Here is a 23,814-nt window from a genome sequence, read left to right on the forward strand (position 1 = left end):
CGATATTGCTGCTGTTCTAAATTTAATCTTTTTTCTGCGTTTTTGCCAGCAAAAAAAACCTAAAATTCACTACCTGGTAGCATTAATGGTGAAACTGATATTCACCAGGGAATTAATCAGCTTGTCCTGCACGGATTTATCTGCACGGTACGTGATGCCCCAAAGGGTGCGGTCAATATTGAAAGTAGCCATGGCAGACACTTTGCCAGGCGAAAAGGAGAGAATCGCAGGGAAGGAAATATTCTTTGTAACCCCTTTAATGGTAAAGTTACCTTTAATGGTATGGGTAGCGTCTTTCAAATTTAAATCCTCGTCCAAAGCAGGTTTAAAAGGCTCTATAGCCGTCATTTCAAAGCTGGCAGTAGGAAACCGGGCTACATCAAAAAATAAAGGCCCTTTCAACTCCCTTTCCAGTTTGTTTTTCATAGATGTATCAGCCGCCAGATCCACATTCTCCATCGTTTTCATGTTAATGACAAACTGGGCAGCTGTCACAACAGTATCTTTTACATACACCGCTCCACTCTGCACTTTCACCGTGCCGTGGTGTTTGCCTGTAGGCTTGGTGCCTATCCAGCCGATAATACTGGATGCTGTATCCACCAGATATGCATGACCTTCTCCTACCTTTACCTTCTGTACATCGCTTACTTTTGCCTTGTCAGCACGAGGTGCCTCCTGGCAGGCAGCCAGTATCGTCAGCAGGAAAATAGTGTATGCAATCCGTTTAGTCATATATATAAATATAACGTATTTTATTGAAGAACGGCTACCCGCTGGGGTAGCCGTTCCAATAAATGCAAGACTTTATTCTGCCAGTTCTCTGTTACCGACCCACACAAACCGCTTTAAAATGAATTCCTGGTTAGTAAAGCTGGCATTACCCGCCGGATTACCTCCCGTTACATGGAAATCAGAGAAAGCAGCATGCTGGTTTACCCAGATGAACCCGGTAAGGTTAAACGACACCGGTGTGAACACACTGTTCATCTCATCCCGGATCTCCTCCTTCACCGCCGGATCAGTGGTGTAGGCAGCACAGGTGATAGCCCCATGCTTTTGCGCCATCTGTTTAGCCAGCTGCAAGGAATGCTTGGTGTCTTTTGTTTTGATAATCAATACAATCGGTCCAAATAATTCCTGCTCGTAAATATTGTTATCGGCACTGCTTACCTCAATAATAGTTGGGGTAAACATGCGCGCTTTCGTATATTCTTCATTGTTAATCGACTGCCCCTGGAGCACTACTTTACCACCCAACTGCACAGCCTCTTTGGCACGTTGCAGCGTTCGCTCATTCTGCACCGCTCCCAGCGTGCCTGCCCCCATCTTAGGGTTGTTGACAAGCGCCTCCACAGCTTCTTTGAATTGCTGTACCACATCATTGAAACTCACCAGACCGGCATTGGTATTGATGCCCTGCTCGGGAATGAAGAAATTCTGCGGTGCGGTGCACATCTGACCGGAATAGAGACTCACAGAAAACGCCAGGTTCTGAATCACGGCATCCAGGTCTTTCACACTGTCAATAATAACAGAGTTTACACCCGCTTTCTCCGTGAATACTGTTTTACCTTTCAGGGTTTCTACATAGTCGCCAAAGCTGCTGCCGCCCGTATAGTCAATCAGTTTCACTGCCGGGTCTTCACACAATTCTTTAGTGATCATATGTTCAGAGGTATCCGGTGCCAGCTGGCAAATATGAGGGTCATAACCCATTTCTTCCAATGCCTGCTGAATGCTGCTAACGGCAATGGCTATAGGTAAAATTGCTTTCGGATGTGGTTTTACAATCACCGGGTTGCCGGTAATCAGATCTGCGTACATGCCTGGCAGTGAGTTCCATACCGGGAAAGTAGAACAGCCAATCACCACGCCTACACCTTTTGGTATCGCGTGAAACGACTTCGCCAGTTTTATACTCACCTTGCCCATAGGCTTCTCCCAGAGCAGGTTGCCGGGATAACGACGGATCTCGTCATAGCCAGCAGCAATGGCTTCCAATGCACGATCATTCGCGTGCGGCCCTGAGGCCTGAAAGCTCATCATATAGCTTTGCCCCGTAGTATGCATGGTGGCATTGGCAATATCGAAGAAGTGATCCCTGATCTTATCCAGGGTTTCGGTTAACACAGCAGCCCGCTGCTCCACAGGTACCTTAGCCCAGGACTTACCGGCCTCCGTAGCTTTGTCAATCAAGTCCTTAACGGAAAACAGGGGATAGGTAACCCCCAATACTTCGCCACTGTAAGGTGATACCTCCTCGCCAGCCCAGCCTTTTTCACCGGTTTGCAGTAACTGCTTATACGGTTTGTTCAGCATTTGCTGGTAGCTCTGTACGCCAATGGCATGTGCTTCGTCGCCGTATGCTTTGGGGTGTTCAGGATAATGCGCGTAAAATGTTCTGCTCTGATTAGCTTTTACCGCATTTTCAATTGTGTTTTGGTGTTTAGCAACAAGCATATTTAGATTTTGTGGTTTTTCAGGTATCAGTACCCCGCGTTCACCAACGAAAACTTCCCATCATTATAATACTCATCCGGCCTTGGTTTCAACGGATTGTTACGCTGGTATTTTGAAAACGTGTCATATTCCTGTTTATGCAATGTAGTCCAGGTCCTGTATGCAGCCTGATTAATTTCAGGACCAAACAGCCACTGGTTATAGGCATCAAATAGCCCTTCCTTCAACATCTTACGCTGAAAATCGAATAACGCATATGGATAATTGGATGCATAAGCATTATCCCAGTCCAGCAAAAATCGGGTACGCACCATTACCAGCGCATCCAGGTCCACACCGCCGGTGATCACACTAATCTGCTTACCCATTGTTTGTTTATATGCCTGGGAGAAGCCACTGTCGCCAGTTTTGCCTTTCTTCTTCCCTTCATCCGGTAAAATACTGTTCAATAAAGAAGGGTCATTAAATAACCGCTTGTAGGATTCCAGTAAAATGTTCCTGATCTCCGCCGTACGGGTGGTAAAGCTCTCCATATTCATGAATACTTCCCCATACAGAATGCACCACATTGGATTATTACTGAAACTATATGTTTTGGTGGCGTTGTAGTAGTTGCCTGGGAAAGTAGGGTCTTTCTCAATCCCTTTCAGCCAGCTGTTCAGCGCACCGTCAAACATCTTAAAATTCATCAGCAGATTGCCGTTGTCGTTATACAGCTCGCCGCTTTCCGGGAATTTACGCAATGCTTTTTCATACATTTTCTGCGCTACCTTCCAGTCTTCGCGACTCACATAAATATTCCCGGCTATCTGGTACACCTGCACATCCGCTTCTTTACTGTTCAGTAACGGTTCTATGATCGTTTTAGCCCGGGTAAGGTCTCCCTTCAGGTAAAAGGTGTAACCAAGCTGTTTCTTGGTTTCGAAGTTATCCGGCTCCAGCTGTAATGCCTGGTTAAAAACGAGTATGGCATTGGAGTAATCTCCTGTACGCTGAAACCCGGTGGCCGTATTAAACAGCTCCCTGGCATCCTGACCAAACACCGTCTGAGAAAATAGTACCCCTGCTATAAATATTGTTTTCAATAAAGAAGACCTAATATGCATTCCTGTCCGTCGTTTCATGTAAAAGTAAGGAAAATGGGGTAATGTGCCGCAGGTACGACCGCGACATTGCCTGATTACTTTTCTTTAAATTAATTTTTAATTATATATCATTAGATGGCGTCTGTAGTAGCCGGCTCCATTTTTTGTAAGTCCTTTAATAGCACAAACCAGCATAAACCGGCAATCACCAATGCCAGCAAACCTGCCCACAGGGGAAGTACTTCAATGGTCATCAGGAAATCAGACAGCGGCATCACCAACATAATACCTACCATTAACAGGGGAATAAGTACCGTTGCCAGCGTTACATAAAGGACCGCCCGGGTGCGACTATAAATCAGGAAAGAGAGAACAGAGGTAGGTAGTGCTACGAGAATCAAGCCTGGCTTAAAGTTCAGTACCGACAAAAGCACCACGGCAATCAGTACATTATAGGCTTTATAATTTTTTAACAGGCCATCATAAACGATATCATATACGATAAAGGCTGAAAGTACCGGTATGATCAGCGCATAGGCGAGGATTACCATACCCGGACCCATCTCACTCAACTGGTTATAATACATCTGCATGGAAAATCCCAGGGAGTCCAGGTGCATCTTTTCAGCCAGGAGGTAAGTGGCGATGTTTGTTGCAAGGAGGGTAATTGTAGTCTTGCCCAGGAAATCTGCTTTAACCGGTTTTTTATACGTAAACTGATAATCCGGTTCATGCCTCTTCTTTTGCCACACCATGAAAATCGCCATTAATATAATCACCCCCAACATCATTCCCATGCCTACTGCCAGCATGCCGCCGGTATTTCTGGGATCTGTTGGATTGTTCTTGGCAAAGTAAAACATGAAAGGAATCATCGCCAGGATGCAGGCGCCAAGGCCAACGGGTATCAGCACAAACAGCTGCCCTACCGTTGGATATGCTTTGCCTTTAATAGAGGTTTCAAATTCTTTTTCAGAAAAGATGGAAGATTCATGTTGGTCTAAGGACATAAGAAACTTGTTGATAGGTGCAATTGAAAAAGCCTGCCGGTGCCGGCAGGCTCAAAATATATATTTCTTTCTTTTTCTCAATGTAATATGTCAGCTAGATAAGATGTGTGATCAGCCCATCTCTGAGTTTGGGCTCAAACCAGGTGCTTTTAGGCGGCATTACATTACCACTGTCGGCAATGTCAAATAACTGCTGAATCGTAACAGGGTAGAGGGCAAAAGCCACTTTCCATTCGCCGCTGTCCACCCGCTTTACCAGTTCCTGCAAACCCCGGATGCCTCCAATGAAGTCTATCCGCTTATCAGTACGCTGATCCTTAATACCCAGGTATTTCGAGAGTATGTTATTGGAAAGAATGGTCACATCCAACACCCCGATCGGGTCGGTGGTATAAGTCCCTTCCTCTGCCACCAGGCGGTACCAGCGGCCATCGAGGTACATGCTGAACTCATGGAGCATGGAGGGCTGCTGCGGGAGGTGGCCTATTTCTTCTACATTAAAAAAATAATCCAGGTTAGACAAAAAGGCTTCCTTACTCATGCCGTTCAGGTCCTTCACCACCCGGTTATAGTCCATGATAGCCAGTTGGCTGGCTGGGAAGATGGTAGTCAGGAAGTAATTAGCAGGGTTGTCGATACTGGTAATTTTACCGGCCTCCTGGAGTTCTTTTTGCACAAGGCTGGCTGAAGCGGCCCGGTGGTGGCCATCCGCGATATAAGTTGCCGGTACTTTTTCTGCAAAAAGCGTGGTGATATCCTCCACGGCTGATGGGGTGTTAACTACCCAAACAGTATGGGAAATGCCATCTGCCGCCGTAAAATCGTATATGGGTGCATGTTGTTCCTGCCATTGGTCAATCAGGGCGTTCACTTCCGGCACATCATTATAGGCCAGGAATACATTACCTGTTTGTGCCAGTGTGGTTTTGATATGATTGATTCTGTCCAGCTCCTTATCGGGGCGGGTGAATTCATGCTTTTTGATGATGCCGTTGTTATAGTCGGCCACAGAAGAAACGCATACCAATCCGGTTTGAGCGCGGCCATTCATCACCAGTTTGTAGATGTAATACGCAGGGTGGTCCTCCTGGAAGAGGGTGCCATCCTGCACAAATTTGCGGAGATTGGCGGCAGCCTGATCATACACCTGCTGACTGTGTGTGTCTATATTATCAGGCAGATCTATTTCGGATTTAGACACATGGTAGAAGGAATACGGGTTACCAGCTGCTTCCTGTTTTGCTTCTGCCGCGCTGAGTACATCGTAAGGCCTTGCAGCCACCTGGGCAGCGAGTGCTACTTCAGGCCTTAATCCATTGAAGGGTCTTATAATAGCCATAGTATTTTTTAATGTATGAATACTAAATATAACAATAAAAAGGCCATGACTTTTGTTCCCCGGAAAAAGGTTTTTTATTCAAATGGAGCTTGTTCCTGATGGAATGGATTGCCCTGCTGCTAAAACTCACCAGGGGTTAGTGCATCGTCGCGGACGATGTACTAACCCCTGGTAATAATCTGTTGAAGGCGGCTTGTTAAGCTTTCTTCAGGCTGAAATATTTCATGGCTTCTACCATTACTTCCACACTTTCATACGGCAGTGCGTTGTACATGGATACGCGGAAACCACCTGACAGGCGGTGACCTTTGATGCCAACGATATCTTCTTTTTTGCAGAATTTCAGGAATTCCTCTTCCATTTCTGGTTTGTCCATCACGAAGCAGGCGTTCATTTTACTGCGGTCTTCTTTCACAACGGTTCCTCGGAACAGTGGGTTGTGGTCGATTTCGTCGTACAGGAGCGCTGCTTTCTTATCGTTTAATTGCTCGATGGCCGGCACACCGCCCTGCTCTTTGAGCCAGCGGAGAGTAAGCATGGAGATGTAAACGGCAAATACGGGAGGGGTGTTAAGCATGGAGCCATTCTCGATATGATTTTTGTAATCGAGGATGGAAGGGATTTTACGAGTAACCTTGCCCAGCATACTTTTGCGGATAGCTACCATGGTAGCACCGGCGGCACCCATATTCTTCTGGGCACCTGCGTAAATGAGGGAGTACTTGTTGAAATCCATGCTGCGGCTCATAATATCGCTGCTCATGTCAGCGATGAGCGGAACATCAGTTACCGGGGTCATCTGCCACTGTGTACCGTAGATGGTATTGTTGGTGGTGATGTGCAGATAGCTCGCCTGTGGCGGAATAGTAAACTGTTTGGGGATGTGATTGTAGTTGCTTTCTTTGGAGCTGGCTACTACATCAACGTAACCAAACAATTTGGCTTCTTTGATTGCCTTATTGGACCAAACGCCGGTGTCTACATATGCAGCAGTACCACTGTTGTCCAACAGGTTCATCGGAACCTGCATGAACTGGGTAGTAGCGCCACCTTGCAGATAAAGCACCTCAAAGTCGTCATCTAGTTGCATCAGTTCCTTCACCAGGCTACGGGCTTCCTCCATCACCGCAATAAACGGCGCTGTTCTGTGACCAATTTCCAGTATGGACATTCCCGAACCTTCAAAATCGATTAGGGCTTTGCTGGCTTTGTACAATACCTCGTTAGGTAATACAGAAGGACCTGCGTTAAAATTGTGCACCTTCATGTTGCGATCTAGATTAAATTCATTTTTTGATCTTTCCACTTTGTTTTGGTTTTTCTAAGGAAACGGAAAAAAAACGGCACGGGTGTTAAAACCAGTAAGGCGCGTGGTGTAGGATAGGCTAAAAGCTAGTGCAACAAAGATAAAATATCTTTTTTAAATTATTCAGTATAGCCTTAATATAATATTTTATCTGCTAATCTTCTTCTGATCTTCCCTGCAATTGCCCGTGCAGCCATTGACGCTGCAAGTTAGTAAAATCCAGCAACTCCTGAACAGTTAGTGTCGTGTGCGACAACTCCCGTAACGACGGCTGCCCCGCATTTACCCAGGCGGTATACCAGCAACTCGCCACCGCATGAATGGCCTGCTTCATCCTCCTTTCCACCATCCCGCCCAGCAACGCATTATAGGCCATTGTATACGCACTGCTGTAACTCCGCGTCAGCTTGCCGTTCCGCGGCTCAAATGCATACCTCGCCGGAGATCCGGGCGCCAGGGACAACCGCTTTTCCTCCCGCAGCACGGTATCCGCAGCCAGCCCGCTTTCCGTTACCACTCGCCAGAAATAAACCCTGGGATTGGGTAAATACACCGCACGCCCCGCCCAGTAATCAAAGGAAGTGTCGGCCAGCAGCTCCGGTATGCGCGACTCCCACAACCCATGTATCCCGTGCTGATCCGTAAACTGCCCGTTGTGATTGGAACATGCATGCAAAGGCACATGCCCGTCCGCAATGTAATGCCCCAACTCCGCCGATACCTTCAGGATCAGGTACTGATCCCTCTCACGAAAGGCCCGCGTCAGCAACGCCAATTCCTTCTCCAGATACCAGGGCAATATCCCATTACGCTGCAGGGAATCATTGGAATACTTCGCCAGCGCCTGCTCCCAGCTACGGGGAATGTTTTGGTAAGGAGGCCTGTCATACACATCAATGTCTATATAATGCCGTGGCCCCTCCGCAGGTACCATGTACCGCCGCTTGTCAGGATCAGTAGCATGCAGCGTAATGTACTCCAGGTGCGGTTTGTACAAAACCATCATCTCCGGCGGTAAACAGAATACCGCCAGCCGGTTGATCCGCTGATGTGCGAAAAATCCCCAGCCATGCAGCCATAGCGCAGGGAATAATAATAAACATGTTAAGAAAATTCGTATAGTCTTGTGGGTTAACATAGCACTTAGTTTCAATGAAAGCTAAGTTAGACTATAGAATGAAGTGAAAAGCGCGGTTTCGGGGTATTTTATGCCCGAACAATAATTTTCTGAGAGCTAGTGTCAGTAAGGGTTAGCGCTGCCTCAAGCCTTATTTTGCCTGGAGATACTTAGCGCTATCTCCCGGGTGTACTATTAATCCCGAACCACATTTTCATGCGGTGTGGTAGCAGTAATGTTCGTAACTCCACCACTCACCGCAAACTTCATGGCATCGCCGGCAGAAATGTTTGTCAACTGCTTTACCTTCTCCTTAGGCACCATAAAAACCTTACCGGTGATCGCATAGGCATGTGGTACATACACCGCCATATAACCTTCCAGCCCGAAATTGGTAACGTCCGACTGCGTAATGAACCCCAACTCCCATACATCTACACCGTAAACCTGCACCAGTACCGGATGATCGAACTTTTTCTTCTCACCCACAAAAGCATCAAAAACATCTTTAATCGAAGTATAAATGTATTTGATAAAAGGTGTACGCTCCAGCAAATGGTCAAACAAATCAAAGATCCGCCCGATAATAAAAGACGAACTCAGATACCCCACACTCACCACCAGTAACAATACCACCACAAAACCCACTCCCTTGAAACGCAATATGCTAAAGGCCGAATCCCCCGGAATCAAATCCTTAGGAATCAGGTTGTCTATCGTCATAAACGCCCAGTACAAGGTTAACGCAGTAATACCAATCGGCGCCAGTATCAGCAATCCCTGGAAAAAATAGCGCAGTATGCGCGAAGCAAATACTTTTAATCGAAGCTTTGGCGACATGGATATTAATTGATCCCCCAAAATTACTCAATAAAGCGGAATGCCCGCCGCTTTATTAACCAACCTAAATGGATGTTATGACATGTAAAAAAATATTACTGGAAACTTTTGAAGTATAAAAAGTTTCCATAGTTTTGTTCTGCATTGATCATCTGTTAGCACCCGTTATCTTATGGAAATTCAGGAACGCATTATGGATAAGGCCTTTGGCCTGTTCCGTCAGTTCGGAACCAGGTCCATCACCATGGACGATATCGCCGAAAAAATGGGCATCTCTAAAAAAACACTCTACGCCCATTTCTCCGATAAAGATGATCTCGTGTATCAATCCATATCCGGATTCATATGCGAGATCCACCAGGAATGCCTGGAAAACAAACAACATTCCAAAGATGCAATTGAGGAACTATTCCTCGTAATGGAAATGATCGATCGCAAACTGAGGAACATCAATCCGGTCATTATACTCGATCTCCAGAAAGCACACCCTAAAGCATATGAAGTGTTTCTGGACTATCAACAAAACCATCTCGCCGCCGTGATCGCTGAAAACCTGGAACGTGGCATGAAAGATGGTTTGTACCGACAGGATCTGAACGTCCGCATTCTGACTAATTACCGCGTGCACGGCTGTACGCTCTGCTTTCAGCCCGACGCCTTCCCTGGTGAATATGATATGACCAAAGTGCAACAGGTTTTGCTGGAGAATTTCTTATATGGTGTGGCTTCGTCAAAGGGATACAAACTCATTGAAAAGTACAAACAACTATCGCAAAACAAATAAACTATGCTATTCTTCAACAGGGTTACCTGCATCGGGCTGATAGCGTGGCTACTGAATGCTTATTCTGCACTGGCACAACAGGTAGTAAACCCGGAACCTATCCGGCTCTCTGCCCGCGATGCTGTAGACTACGCGCTCGCTAACCAATCTGCCGTAAAAACCGCCAAGCTGGACGAGTTGATACAACTGGCCAAAAACAAGGAAGTAAGCGGTCTCGCCCTTCCATCCATCACCGGAAATGGCTCTTATCAGTACAACCCGATCACTCAGAAACAACAGTTTAATATGAAGAATTTCGGGCTGCCCGTAGATTCCTATACTGTTGCCTCTTTCCAGCTTGCACATAATCTTTTGGGAGAAGTCAGACTCACCCAAACCTTGTTCGACCCGTCAGTGCTCGTTGCCCTCCAGGCACGTACCACCCTGGAAGAACTCGTGAAAAAAAATGTAACCAAGTCGGAAATCGATGTGAAAGCAAGCGTGTATAAAGCATATTATAATGTGCTCTCTGCCCGCAAAGCCCTGAATATCCTCAGCGGTACACTTTCCACATTACAAAGTCTGCTCAACGAAACCCGCGAAATCTATAAAAACGGATTAGTGGAAAAACTCGATGTAGACAGGCTGATGGTGCAATATACTAACCTGGAAACAGAACAAACCAAACTCAATAACCTCATCGAAATAGGTACCGCCGCACTGAAATACCAGATGGGCATGCCACTCAAGCAGCCTATAACGCTCACGGATACACTCTCCACCGAACAAATCGTGGCGGACGTGATGAATACGGACCAGTTCGATTACCACCAACGCATCGAATACCAGTTGCTCGAAACACAAAAGAAAGCAAATGAGTACGATCTCAAAAGATATAAACTCAAAGGCCTCCCTTCCTTACAGCTGTTTGCCGCCACCGGCGCACTCAGAGGAAGTGATAAGTTCGACTACTTCGAAAATAAAATGTGGTACGGCTACCTCAACACAGGCCTGAACCTCTCTATCCCGCTCTTTACAGGCCTGCAGCGCCGGCGACAAGTGGACCAGGCTGAGCTGGCCGTAGAGAAATCCGATGTGGCCCTGGAAAATGTGAAACTAGCCATCGACCTGGAAAGAGAACAATCCAATTCCACTTTCAAAAACAATGTACTCACCCTGCAGGCACAGGAAAAAAATATGATACTGGCGGAAGATGTATACCGCACCACCCGGATCAAATACAGGGAAGGGGTCGGCTCCAGCCTGGAAATGAGTACCGCGGAAAATGACCTGCTCACCGCTCAGAACAATTATTTCACAGCGCTCTATAACGCCGTGGTGGCTAAAATAGACCTGATGAAAGCCTACGGTAAATTATAAATCACTTCATCACTACCTATATGAACACTAAATATTTTTTCTTGCTGCCACTGACTACCATCATCATGGCTTCCTGCGGAGGAAAAAAAGACTCCAAAGCAGAGAAGGAAAAACAACTGCAGCAACTGAAAGCAGAAAAAGCGAAATACCTGGAAGAAACCAATAAGAAAATTGCTGACCTGGAAACAGCGCTGGGAACAAGCGATAGTGTAAGGGTAAAGGATGTAGTGATTACACCCGTGGAAACTTCCTCCTTCGAACATTACATTGATGTGCAGGGTAACGTGGATGCCCGCGAAAACGTAAACGTATCCGCCCGCGTACCCGGTGTTATCACCGCCATCAACGTGCGTGAAGGTCAAAACGTAAGCAAGGGGCAGGTACTCGCACAAGTGGATGATCAGGTGCTCCGCGCCAACATGGCAGAGATTCACACGCAATTAGACCTGGCAAATACCCTCTTCCAGAAACAACAGAATCTCTGGAACCAGAAAATTGGTTCAGAAATACAATACCTCAACGCAAAAACAAATAAAGAAGCGCTGGAGCGCAAGCTGACTACCATGCAGGATCAGCTGGCACAAACCAGGATCATCAGCCCTATCAACGGTACTGTAGACGCGGTGATCGCTAAGCTGGGAGATAACGCAAGCCCCGGCCTGCCCGCCTTCCGTGTGGTAAACGCCAGCCATCTGAAAGTGACCGCCAACGTAGCAGAAGCCTATGCGTCACTGGTGAAAACCGGCGGTCCGGTAATCATCAACTTCCCGGACATTAAACGTGAAGTACGTACCAACATTGGCTTTGCCAGTCGCACCATTGATCCCCTGAGTCGCACCATCAACGTAGAAGTACCGCTGCAACCAGCTGCTGATCTGCGTCCTAATATGGCTGCCCAACTGCGTATCATCGATTACAGTGCCACCAACGCTGTCGTTATCCCGGTTGGGGTAATCCAGTACAGCGCCGGAAAACCTTACGTAATCGTTGCCGCTAACCAGAATGGGAAAACAGTGGCACTGCGCCGCAATATTGAAGTGGGTCGCACCTATAACGATAAAGCAGAAGTGAAATCAGGATTGCAGCCGGGAGATAAAATAGTGACCACCGGATTCCAGGGACTCAACGATAATGACCTTATTAAATCTTAGGCCGACTGATTAAAGCAAGCTTATGAAAGATAATCTTAATAAAGAATTTAAGCCTACCAGCTGGGCCATCGACAATAAGGTGAGCGTATATGTAGCCACTTTGTTCCTGGCCATCGCCGGTATCCTGGCTTACATCGACCGCCCGAAGGAACAATTCCCGGAGGTCGTGTTCCCGCAGTTTATCATCACAACAATCAACCAGGGTACCTCTCCGGAAGATATGGAAACCCTCGTGACCAAGCCGATCGAAAAACAACTCAACGGCATCAGTGGTGTTAAAAAAATCAAGAGTACTTCCATGCAGGATTTCTCCTTGATCAATATTGAATTTAATGCCAGTGAAGACATTGAATCCGCCCGGCAGCAGGTACGCGAAAAGGTAGATGACGCCAAGAGAGATCTGCCGCAGAATCTCACCCAGGACCCGTCCATACTCAAAATTGACGTATCGCAGATACCTATCATGAACGTCAACCTGTCCGGAGATTTTGACCTGCCAACCATCAAGCGTTATGCCGATGATATGCAGGACAGGATTGAAGCACTCAACGAAATAACCCGCGTAGACATAGTGGGAGCCCTGGAAAGAGAGATCCAGATCAATGTGGATAAATACAAGATGGACGCTGCCCGTATCAGCTTCAGTGATATCATCGGAGCCATCCAGGGTGAAAACATGACCATCTCCGGTGGGCTTGTTTCCATGGACGGACAAAAGCGTAGTCTGAGTGTGAAAGGTGAATACAAAAATCCGGCACAGATTGCCAACATCATTGTGCGTGGCCAATCCGGTGCTACCGTGTATCTCCGCGATATTGCCGATGTGGTGGACGGATTCCTGGAACAGGAAAGTTACGCCCGCCTGAATGGTAAAAATGTAATCACCCTCAACGTGATTAAACAGAGTGGTAAAAACCTCATTGATGCCAGCGATAAAATCCGCACCATCATCGAGGATATGCAGAAGAATCACTTGCCAAAAGGACTGCATGTAACCATTACTGCCGATCAGTCAAAGGGTACCCGTGTAACCCTGCATGATCTGATTAATACCATTATCATCGGGTTCCTGCTGGTAACGCTGATCCTGATGTTCTTTATGGGCGCGGTAAATGCCATATTCGTGGCATTGTCCGTACCAATATCCATGTTTATTGCATTCCTGTTGCTTCCCGTATATGGGTTCACGTTAAACATGATGGTGTTGTTCTCCTTCCTGCTGGCATTGGGTATTGTGGTGGATGATGCAATTGTGGTGATAGAAAACGTACACCGTATTTTCAATGAGCGGAAAGACCTGGGCATTGTAAAAGCCGCTAAGATAGCGGCAGGTGAGGTATTTCTGCCTGTGTTCTCCGGTACGCTTACCGTGCTGGCGCCTTTCTTCCCGCTGCTGTTCTGGCCGGGTGTGATTGGTAAGTTCATGTTCTTCCTGCCGGTAACGCTGATCACTACACTGGGTGCTTCCCTGATCGTGGCTTACATTATCAATCCCGTGTTTGCGGTTGATTTTATGGATAGACATGAAGGAGAGCATCACCCCAAACCTACCTTTAACAGGAAGTTTAAAATACTTACCGCCGTATTTGCCGGCGTGGCGCTGATAGCTTATGTGAATGGGAGTCCGGGTGTTGGCAACTTTGTGATTTTTGTATACCTGGTAATAGCCCTGGAGAAATTCTGGCTGGCCGGCATAGCCCGCAGCTTCCAGCAGAAATTCTGGCCCAAAGTGCAGGAGCGGTATAAGCGCATTTTGAAATGGTGCCTGGTAGGCTGGCGCCCGGTTTGGATACTGGTAGCCACATTTGGTTTGTTGGTAATGAGCATAATGGCAACGGCTATACGAAGCCCTAAAGTGGTATTCTTCCCGGAGGCTGATCCCAACTTTATTTATACGTATATCCAGCTGCCAAATGGTACCGATCAAAAGTATACGGACAGCATCACACGGATCGTGGAAAACCGTATCACTAAAGTGGTAGGGGCCAACAACCCGATCGTGGAATCCATCATTTCCAATGTGGCCGTAGGTGCGGGTGATCCGAATGAAATGGATCAGAGTACGCAGCCGCAGAAAGGTAAAGTAACCGTTGCCTTTGTGGAGTTTGGTGCAAGAAAGGGGCAGTCTACCGTACAATACCTTTCTAAAATCCGCGAAGCGGTGAAAGGTATTCCGGGTACTAATATCACGGTAGAGCAGGAGCAGGGCGGACCTCCGACCGGTAAACCCATTAACATTGAAATTTCCGGTGATGAGTTTAATGACCTGACTGCTACTTCGTTCAGGCTTAAACGTTACCTCGATTCTTTACATATAGATGGAGTGGAGGAGCTGAAGAGTGATTTCGAAGATAATAAGCCGGAGGTGATCGTAAATGTAGACAGGGAGCGGGCTAACAAAGAAGGTATTTCCACCAGGGATATCGGGTTGAACCTGCGTACTGCATTGTTCGGTACGGAAGCTTCCAAGATCCGTGATGCAGACGATGAGTACAAGATCATGGTAAGATTAAGAGAAGATCAGCGTAACAATATTAACAACCTGATGAACCTCAACATGGTATACCGTGATATGAATATGGGTGGGGCAGTAAGGCAGGTGCCGTTATCTGCCGTGGCGGATATCCAGTATTCCAATACTTACGCAGGAATAAAACGTATTGACCAGAAACGTGTGATCAGCGTGTATTCCAACGTACTCACCGGCTATAATGCCAACGAGGTGGTGGCGCAGATTCAGCGCGCTATCAACGACTTTTCACATTCCCCGGATGTAAGCATCCGGATGACCGGTGAACAGGAAGATCAGATGGAAACGATGAACTTCCTGATGATGGCGATGCTGGGGGCATTTGGACTGATGCTGATGATCATGGTAACGCAGTTTAACTCGGTGGGTCGCCCGGCGATTATCCTGCTGGAGATCCTGTTCAGTATCATTGGTGTGTTCCTGGGCTTCAGCATATTCGGAATGGATATTTCGATTGTAATGACTGGCGTGGGTATTATGGCACTGGCGGGTATTGTGGTAAGGAATGGTATTGTGTTGGTGGAGTTTACCGATTTATTGATTCAGCAGGATACCAAAGTATATGATGCTGTGGTGGAAGCGGGTGGTACGCGTATGACGCCGGTGTTGCTGACGGCCATAGCCGCTATTTTGGGGCTGATACCGCTGGCGGTGGGCTTTAATATTGACTTCGAGGGATTGTTTACGCATTTCAGGCCGAACATCTATTTCGGGGGAGATAACGTGGCGTTCTGGGGGCCGCTGGCCTGGACGATGGTATTCGGACTGATCTTCGCGACCTTCCTGACGCTGGTGCTGGTACCGGTGATGTATGCGATGAACAAGCGTTCTATTGATGTGCTCGATTACCATCATTTGCCACGGGGGCTGAAGTATATTCCTTTTGTGGTGTTGATAATCAAGCTGTTTACCAAGCGTAGTGTGGTAAGGGAGATGCATGACCCGAACTATGTTTCAGCGCGGCCTTACCATTTCTTCAACACACCGGAAGAGGTGGCGCAGCCGACAAAGGGCAAGCTTGATAAAGTGACGATGAATTAGAAGAAAACGATTTTTTTTATACAGTGTAACAGTTGTAGGTTAACAATAACCGTCCTGATTCTTCGGGACGGTTTTTTTTATTATATTTGGGAAAAACCGGTAAATTTACCCTGATTAACAAATTTTAACATTTGGAAGTGGCTGCATATGGACAGCCTTTATTACTTTTGGCGCTCAGATTGTTTTTCACGTTACTAGCCTTGTATATCCTAAGCCACGTAACCACGTAAAGTAGTGATTACCAATGAAAACGTTCTGATTAAAACAGTTATGACCTGTTTGCCTGTTTACTGAGATATAGAATTGTAGTTATACTTGACGGGTAAGGTAAGAGCAGCCATTAAAAGATTATAGGTATTAGATTGGAAGACCATGGAGTACGTAGCATCATTAGCATTTGCTAAAGAGCAGGACCAAAAGGATCCGTTAAGAAAGTTTAGAGAGCAGTTTTTATTTCCTCAACGCAAAGGCAAGGACGCAATATATTTATGTGGAAATTCGTTGGGATTACAGCCAAGGAATGTAAAAGCAGCAATTGAGCAGGAGTTGGCGGACTGGCAGCAGTGCGCGGTAGAAGGTTACTGGGGCGCAAAGCATCCCTGGTTATACTACCAGCAGTATTGCAGCAAGCCATTGACTTCCATCATGGGTGCAAGTCAGCAGGAGCTAACGGTGATGAATACACTGACGGTGAACCTGCATTTTATGATGTTAAGTTTCTATAAGCCAACCAAACAACGGTTTAAGGTGTTAATGGAAGCAGGAGCATTTCCGAGTGACCAGTATGCAGTAGAAACCCAGGTTAAATTTCATGGATTCGACCCAGAAAGCGCGATAATAGAGGTTGCACCCCGACCCGGCGAACAATTGATCCGAACAGAAGATATTTTAGAAATTATTAACAGAGAAAGTGATAGTTTAGCATTAGTTTTATTTGGCGGAATAAATTATTACACCGGGCAATTTTTTGATATCCCGGCAATTACGGATGCTGCGCATAAAGCTGGAGCATATGCAGGTTTCGACCTGGCACACGTAGCAGGAAATATTCCGGTACAATTGCATGATTGGGACGTAGATTTTGCCGTATGGTGCTCTTATAAGTACTTAAACGGAGGTCCCGGCGCTGTAGGCGGCGCATTTGTACACGAAAAACACGCCGGCAACCGCGGTTTTCCCCGATTAGGTGGCTGGTGGGGCAACGAAGAGCGCATACGTTTTAAAATGGAGAAAGGTTTTGTGCCTAAAGACAATGCCGAAGGTTGGCAACAAAGCACCGCTCAGGTGTTCAACATGGTTAGCTTAAAGGCCTCCCTGGAATTATTTGAAGAAGCCGGTATAAAGGCACTAAGAGAAAAGAGCATCGGAATGACCAACTATCTGGAGTTCCTGCTACAACAACTGAAAGGGATAAATTTCGAAATAATTACACCTAATAATTGTAATGAACGTGGCGCACAACTATCTTTGTTGTTCAAGGATAAAGGAAAAGAGATACATCAACAGATGACTGACGCCGGTATCATCGTAGACTGGCGAGAACCCGGAGTAATTAGGGTTTCACCGGTTCCAATGTATAACTCTTATCAGGATGTGTTTCATTTTTATGAAATCATAGCAAATATTGCTTCAAACGCTTAATTAAGTAAGATGAATTTTGAGAGAAACGAACGCCCCCGCAGGCCCTACTCTTCTGATACCAACAAAGAGAATGATCCCAATAAGGAGAGAGGTGACTTCAAACCCAACTTAAACAGTGAGCGGGAGGGTGGAAAACCCGACTACAACAGCGGAGACCAAAGTCGTCCTCCGTACAATGGAGACCGTGATGGCGGGTATCGCCAGCGCGATTACAACAATCGTGACAGTTACAACCGCGAAGGCGGTGGTGGCTACGGCCGCGGAGGCGGCGGTTACGACCGTGGAAACAGTTACAACCGTGATGGTGGTGGTGGCTACAATCGCGAAGGCGGTGGTGGCGGCTATAACCGTGATGGTGGCGGCGGCTATAATCGCGAAGGCGGTGGCGGCGGCTACAACCGTGAAGGTGGTGGTGGCTACAATCGCGAAGGCGGTGGTGGCGGCTATAACCGTGACGGCGGCGGCGGTTACAATCGCGGCGGCGGTGGTGGTGGCTATAACCGCGATGGCGGTGGTGGCGGCTACAATCGTGGCGGTGGTGGTTACGGCGGCGGCAACGGCGGTGGCGGTGGTTACAATCGCGGCGGTGGCGGCGGTGGTTACGATCGTGGCGGCGGCGGTGGTGGTTACAATCGCGGCGGTGGTGGCGGTGGTTACGATCGCGGCGGTGGCGGCGGTGGTTACAATCGCGGCGGTGGCGGCGGTGGTTACGATCGCGGCGGTGGCGGCGGTGGTTACAACCGTGGCGGTGGCGGTGGTTATGGCGGCGGTTACAACCGTGGCGGAAACCCTGGCATGCAACGTCGCAGACCAGAACCAAAACCAGATAATAAAATCTACTTTATCGCTCTCCTGCCAACTGCAGAAGTAGGTAAAGAAATCATAAAAATCAAACAGGAATTCGCTGAGCAATACGGCCCGCTGTACGCACTGAAAGTATTACCGCACATTACCCTGCAGGTACCTTTCACCGCTGATCCAGCCCTGGAAAAAGCCTTCTGCGATGAACTGACTGAGTTCGCAAAAACTCAGGCTCCTTTTGAAGTGTCACTCAACGGCTTCGGTACATTCCCGAACAAACAAAACCGTGTACTCTTCATTAACGTAGAAAAGAGCGAAACCATGTCGGCTATGCACCGTCAACTGATCAACTTCCTGCGTAAGGAATTTGGCTTCAGTACCATGCTGGCCCGCACCGGATTCACTCCGCACGTTACCGTGGCCTTCAAAGACCTGGACGACGATCAATTCAATAAAGCATGGCCTGAATACGAAAACAAAGAGTACCAGGCTACCTTTAAAGTAAATAATCTCTACTTCCTCCGCCACAACGGCAAATCATGGGAAGTACTGCAGAAATGCAAACTCGGTGGCGCTTAATCAACGCTCACCTGCAAATATTAAAAGGGTCCGTACTCACCAGTACGGACCCTTTTTTATGGTCACCCGATTCCCTTAAGCCAATCGGGATTTAACCAGACCTGCAGCCCGGTTAAATCCCGATTGAAAGTCATATTTGGGGGCAGCGCAACCCGCAGTTACAGCCTGACGGGTTACACTACAACATACAACTGAATATCAATATCATCATCAATATCCAGCTGATACCCAGACACGCATAGGCTACAAAAACTTCCCGGCCGGAACCGGTTAACTTCATACGACCATCCATGTATCTTTATAGTAATGACGTCATGTTGGCGTTTTACCCCTATCTGTACAAAAAAATAAACAAGTGAGGATTGCTGACTAATGTGAAAATGATATTTCCTTTTCGGCTAACCATTGTTCGAAGGTATACCTGCCAGTGCGGTAATAGGTACCTGTTACACGTTACTAACGCAACTAAAACATCTCCCTAAATAAAAAAAGAAGCCGGTAGTATAGATATACTGCCGGCTTTATGATTAACCCCTATGAAAACCAACTATTGCTCTTTGGCTATAATTGTACTATTGCTTTCTATATACCAATTTTGCAAACACGATGCCATAAAATGATGACACCCTGCCATTTAACAAATTTTTTAGTTCAGTTTAACAAAATAAAAAACCCGCCGGATGACCGGCGGGCTTCGCAATTCCTTTGTGGGAGCGACTTATCGTCTGTTTAACTTGCTCAGTAATCGCAGGATCTCCAGGTATAACCATACCAGGGTAACCATTAAACCGAAAGATGCATACCACTCAAAATATTTAGGTGCTCCCTGCGCCACACCCTGCTCAATCATATCAAAATCAAGAATCAGGTTCAACGCAGCTATCGCTACCACAATCAGACTGAATACAATACCAAACATACCACTGCCGAAAATTAACGGCATATCGATGTTGAACATACGCAGCACAATGGCAGCCAGGTAAAAAATACCAATACCCAGGGTGGCCGTAATAATAATGGATTTAAAGCGCTCAGTGGCACGGATCAGGCCTACACGGTACAATATCAGCATTGCGATAAATACACCGAAGGTGAGGCCAACTGCCTGCATGACGATGCCATGTGATTGCGCATTGTATACTGCTGAAATAGCTCCCAGGAATAAACCCTCGGCCAGCGCATATGCAGGTGCCAGATATCCAGCCCATTCTTTCTTGAAAATAATGATCAGCGCCAGCACAAAACCACCCAGCGCACCGCCAATCATTAGCGGAAACGCATTACCAGTGCCCATCGTAAACTGACCCCAGGAAAATACTGCCGCCGCTATCAGCAACACCAGCATGAAAGACATTTTGTTAACAGTACCACGGAGTGTCATGGCCTCACCCTGCTGAGCCGCCTTGTTAAACATGCTCTCCTTCAGTACAGGGTTGTTTGATTGAAATAATGCCATAGATATGAGTTTAAATTATTCACGCCAAATTACAAATTCCCACTGATACATACCTTTTCTATATATAATTTTTACAGAAATATTAGCATTTCCGGCGTAATAACTTCTGGTTATAAGCTATAACAAGAAGTAATAGCAATCAGCACTTTGGGTTATGATAGTCTACCAACTTTGTGTACTTTTGTGTATGCAGGGCAGCCAGGCCAATTTTTTGAGTGGGTTTACTACCTTCCGATTGCCTAAATTTACACCCTGATAAAAGATATACCTTAAAAAAGATCAATAGATGCCAAATACTTCGATTCAACAGCTGGAGGATGTAGTAATAAAATTCGCAGGCGACAGTGGCGATGGTATGCAGCTCACGGGTAGTCAGTTTTCCAATAACACTGCCCTGATAGGTAACGACCTGAGTACTTTCCCCGATTTCCCTGCTGAAATCAGAGCCCCGCAAGGAACCCTGGCAGGTGTGAGTGGATTCCAGCTCCATTTCTCCTCTAACAGAATATTCACCCCCGGCGATGCCTGCGATGTACTCGTAGCCATGAACGCCGCCGCCCTTAAAGCCAACCTGAAAGGCCTGAAAAGAGGCGGTATCATCATCGCAAATACCGACGGATTCGATTCCAAAAACCTCCGCCTCGCTAACTACCCGGACGGGGTAAACCCGCTGGAAGACGGCTCCCTGACCGATTATCAGCTGCACACCATGGACGTCACCAAAATGACCCGTGAAGCACTGAAAGAATCTACCCTGGGGATGAAAGAGAAAGACCGCGCCAAAAACATGTTTGTGCTCGGATTCCTCTACTGGCTGTACGACCGCGACATGGAAAATACCGAAAACTTCCTCCGCGATAAATTCGGTAAAAAGCCCGAAATCCTCGAGTCTAACCTGAAAGTCCTCCACGCCGGCTATAACTTCGCCGATACCGTGGAAGCCTTCAGCACCCGCTTCCGCGTAGAAAAAGCACGCATGGAGCCAGGTACCTACCGCAGCATCACCGGTAACACTGCGCTGTCATATGGCCTCGTGGCTGCCGCGCAGAAAGCGAACCTCCCGATGTTCCTCGGTACATACCCGATCACACCGGCTTCCGATATCCTCCATGAGTTAAGTAAACTCAAAAACTTTAATATCCGCACCTTCCAGGCAGAAGACGAAATCGCAGGTATCACCTCCGCTATCGGCGCTTCCTATGGTGGCCATTTTGCAGTAACTACCACCTCCGGTCCGGGTGTAGCCCTTAAAGGTGAAGCGATGGGCCTGGCAGTAATGCTGGAAATTCCGCTGCTGATCGTGGATATTCAACGAGGCGGGCCTTCCACAGGGTTGCCTACCAAAACAGAACAGTCCGACCTGTTACAGGCCTACTATGGACGTAACGGGGAGTGCCCGATGCCGGTGATCTCCGCATCTACACCTGCCGACTGCTTTGATGCCGTGTTTGAAGCCTCCCGCATCGCCCTGCAGCATATGACTCCGGTGATCTTCCTCAGCGATGGTTATATCGCCAACGGTGCTGAACCATGGCGTTTCCCTAAAGCAGCTGACCTTCCGGAAATCGCAGTGAAATTCAAAACAGAATTGGCAGAAGGAGAAGAAACTTACCTGCCATACCACCGCGATGAAAAACTGGTGCGCCCATGGGCACTGCCAGGTACACCAGGACTGGAACACCGCATCGGTGGCCTCGAAAAACAGAACATTACCGGTAATATCAGCTACGACCCTGAAAACCACCAGGTAATGGTGAAAATCAGACAGGAAAAAGTGGATAAAATCGCCGATTATATTCCGAACCAGAAAATTGAAATCGGACCTGAAAAAGGTAAAGTACTCGTGCTGGGTTGGGGTTCAACCTACGGTTCCATTAAAAGCGCCGTACTGGAACTGCTCGCAGAAGGCCACGAAGTAGCACACGCACACCTGCGCCACCTGCGTCCGTTCCCGAAAAATCTGGCGGAAATCCTCCATAGCTACGATAAGGTCCTCATTCCGGAAATTAACAATGGTCAGCTGATCAAAATTATCCGTGACCAGTTCCTCATCGATGCACAAGGATACCATAAGATCATGGGTGTACCTATCACCAAAGGTGAGCTGGTTACCAAAATAAGAGAACTGCTCGCCTAAAGGCGTCAGTAATAACACTTTAATATGATTTATTGGGCAAAGTCTGCAGAAAGCAGATTTTGCCCTTTTTAATGCGCGCGATTCATGGCGTTTTTTTTGTACTTTAACAATATGAAGAGTATTACAGCTACGTCTTCGACATATTTTAAGGATCAAGCGATATTATATGAATACTTTACGCGTATTACTCTGCACTTTAACCCTAGCTGTAGTATGTTCCCCGCTGTGGGCACAAACGAATACCTTTGAAGTGAGAATCGCCAACCATCCGGTAGGCACCATCGAAGCCAGACAGGATGAAAATGGACATGCTAAACGCATTGTTATCAAAACCCATATCCAGGTGATGCTTTCAAAAGTGAACAGCGATATTATTAACGAGTATAATAATAACATACTCACGCTGGCTAAATCAACCAGGCAATCCGGGAAAAACGGAGACGATAAGCTGACTACCACCCGCAGGGAGGGCAGCAGCTATTCTATTTTGGTCAATGGAAAGCGGCAGGTGATCAATATCACTGAAATCCAGCATTGCGTTGGAGACCTGTATTTTAGCGAACCTAAACATATCAACCGTACTTTTTCAGAAACGCTGGGTCAGTTTCTGCCATTGAAACCACTCGGAGGCGGACAATATGAACTGCAATTACCTGAAGGCAAAAAAAATATCTATAAGTATGACAATGGCACACTGGTGCAGGTAGAAGTAGACCATGTACTGGGTAAGGCTATTATTGTCAAAAGTAGCTGAGCATTTTTATGAACACTATTATTCCTGAGATTTATAGTTCGATTCATTCGTTGCTGGATAATTATGTGCCACCATTGGTCCCCAGGGCCGGCGACAAAAGTAACCGCTATGATATGTATTATCCATACGAGGTGGAACTGGCCGGGCGCAAATATCCGGAGTTGTATTTTGCCGGGGTAGCGGCCTACGATAAATATGTGGGATTATACTTCTTCCCGATTTATTCCCACCCCAATGAATTTACAGAAACTCCTGCATCCCTGCGGCCACTGCTGAAAGGGAAATCCTGTTTTCATATTAAAAAAGCGGAAAGTCAGGTTTTGGGAGATATTAAAGCCATGCTGGATAAGGGCTTTGAATTTTATCAGGCGAAAGGGCTCATACGGCATTAATCAAAAAGGGCACGACCTATGGCCATGCC

General features: G+C 47.0%; 18 protein-coding genes. 9 read left to right on the forward strand and 9 right to left on the reverse strand.

Annotated features, from left to right (window positions below; genetic code table 11):
• Positions 1-69 precede the first annotated feature (69 nt).
• From KW844_RS25570 to KW844_RS25605, 8 genes are all read right to left on the reverse strand, one after another.
• Positions 70-735 carry a YceI family protein gene (locus KW844_RS25570; RefSeq protein WP_218379629.1) on the reverse strand — a complete coding sequence of 222 codons (666 nt, stop codon included), beginning with the start codon at positions 733-735 and terminating at the stop codon, positions 70-72.
• Between the two features lie 72 nt (positions 736-807).
• A complete protein-coding gene (paaN, locus tag KW844_RS25575) occupies positions 808-2,463 on the reverse strand; it encodes a phenylacetic acid degradation protein PaaN (RefSeq protein ID WP_218379630.1) in 1,656 nt (551 codons plus the stop codon).
• 26 nt (positions 2,464-2,489) lie between these two features.
• Complete coding sequence (locus KW844_RS25580) at positions 2,490-3,548, reverse strand: lipopolysaccharide assembly protein LapB (protein ID WP_218379631.1); 1,059 nt, start codon at positions 3,546-3,548, stop codon at positions 2,490-2,492.
• A gap of 131 nt (positions 3,549-3,679) precedes the next feature.
• Positions 3,680-4,558 carry a hypothetical protein gene (locus tag KW844_RS25585; protein ID WP_218379632.1) on the reverse strand — a complete coding sequence of 293 codons (879 nt, stop codon included), beginning with the start codon at positions 4,556-4,558 and terminating at the stop codon, positions 3,680-3,682.
• Between the two features lie 94 nt (positions 4,559-4,652).
• Positions 4,653-5,897, reverse strand: a complete 1,245-nt coding sequence (locus tag KW844_RS25590; protein WP_218379633.1) for a DUF1015 domain-containing protein — start codon at positions 5,895-5,897, stop codon at positions 4,653-4,655.
• Between the two features lie 196 nt (positions 5,898-6,093).
• Positions 6,094-7,164 (reverse strand): 3-phosphoserine/phosphohydroxythreonine transaminase, encoded by a 1,071-nt coding sequence (gene serC / locus KW844_RS25595; RefSeq protein WP_218379634.1) that lies wholly within the window; start codon positions 7,162-7,164, stop codon positions 6,094-6,096.
• Positions 7,165-7,357: 193 nt separating this feature from the next.
• The gene (locus tag KW844_RS25600; protein ID WP_255578630.1) at positions 7,358-8,341 is read right to left on the reverse strand and encodes a zinc dependent phospholipase C family protein; all 984 of its coding nucleotides are present in this window, start codon (positions 8,339-8,341) and stop codon (positions 7,358-7,360) included.
• A gap of 174 nt (positions 8,342-8,515) precedes the next feature.
• The gene (locus KW844_RS25605) at positions 8,516-9,160 is read right to left on the reverse strand and encodes a DUF502 domain-containing protein (RefSeq protein WP_218379635.1); all 645 of its coding nucleotides are present in this window, start codon (positions 9,158-9,160) and stop codon (positions 8,516-8,518) included.
• A gap of 172 nt (positions 9,161-9,332) precedes the next feature.
• Here KW844_RS25605 and KW844_RS25610 point away from each other — a divergent pair, with 172 nt between their 5' ends.
• The 6 genes from KW844_RS25610 (at position 9,333) to KW844_RS29170 (ending at position 19,046) form a co-directional block, all read left to right on the forward strand.
• Positions 9,333-9,944 (forward strand): TetR/AcrR family transcriptional regulator, encoded by a 612-nt coding sequence (locus KW844_RS25610; RefSeq protein ID WP_218379636.1) that lies wholly within the window; start codon positions 9,333-9,335, stop codon positions 9,942-9,944.
• Between the two features lie 3 nt (positions 9,945-9,947).
• Positions 9,948-11,303, forward strand: a complete 1,356-nt coding sequence (locus tag KW844_RS25615) for a TolC family protein (RefSeq protein ID WP_218379637.1) — start codon at positions 9,948-9,950, stop codon at positions 11,301-11,303.
• 20 nt (positions 11,304-11,323) lie between these two features.
• A complete protein-coding gene (locus KW844_RS25620; RefSeq protein WP_255578631.1) occupies positions 11,324-12,454 on the forward strand; it encodes an efflux RND transporter periplasmic adaptor subunit in 1,131 nt (376 codons plus the stop codon).
• 22 nt (positions 12,455-12,476) lie between these two features.
• Positions 12,477-16,025, forward strand: coding sequence for an efflux RND transporter permease subunit (locus tag KW844_RS25625; RefSeq protein ID WP_218379638.1), 3,549 nt, complete (start codon positions 12,477-12,479; stop codon positions 16,023-16,025).
• A 372-nt stretch (positions 16,026-16,397) separates the two neighbouring features.
• A complete protein-coding gene (kynU, locus tag KW844_RS25630) occupies positions 16,398-17,666 on the forward strand; it encodes a kynureninase (protein ID WP_218379639.1) in 1,269 nt (422 codons plus the stop codon).
• Positions 17,667-17,675: 9 nt separating this feature from the next.
• Positions 17,676-19,046, forward strand: coding sequence for a 2'-5' RNA ligase family protein (locus tag KW844_RS29170; protein WP_255578632.1), 1,371 nt, complete (start codon positions 17,676-17,678; stop codon positions 19,044-19,046).
• A 718-nt stretch (positions 19,047-19,764) separates the two neighbouring features.
• Here KW844_RS29170 and KW844_RS25640 read toward each other — a convergent pair.
• Entirely contained in the window at positions 19,765-20,502 is a 738-nt protein-coding gene (locus KW844_RS25640) for a Bax inhibitor-1/YccA family protein (RefSeq protein WP_218379640.1), read from the reverse strand.
• A gap of 286 nt (positions 20,503-20,788) precedes the next feature.
• Between KW844_RS25640 and KW844_RS25645 the strand changes: the two genes are divergently transcribed.
• The 3 genes from KW844_RS25645 (at position 20,789) to KW844_RS25655 (ending at position 23,785) form a co-directional block, all read left to right on the forward strand.
• Entirely contained in the window at positions 20,789-22,639 is a 1,851-nt protein-coding gene (locus tag KW844_RS25645; protein WP_218379641.1) for a 2-oxoacid:acceptor oxidoreductase subunit alpha, read from the forward strand.
• A gap of 166 nt (positions 22,640-22,805) precedes the next feature.
• Positions 22,806-23,393: a DUF6134 family protein gene (locus KW844_RS25650; protein ID WP_218379642.1), complete on the forward strand. Its 588-nt coding sequence runs from the start codon at positions 22,806-22,808 to the stop codon at positions 23,391-23,393.
• Positions 23,394-23,401: 8 nt separating this feature from the next.
• Positions 23,402-23,785 (forward strand): hypothetical protein, encoded by a 384-nt coding sequence (locus tag KW844_RS25655; RefSeq protein WP_218379643.1) that lies wholly within the window; start codon positions 23,402-23,404, stop codon positions 23,783-23,785.
• Positions 23,786-23,814 lie beyond the last annotated feature (29 nt).

The organism is Chitinophaga sp. sic0106 (genome assembly GCF_019219075.1).
Classification (GTDB): domain Bacteria; phylum Bacteroidota; class Bacteroidia; order Chitinophagales; family Chitinophagaceae; genus Chitinophaga.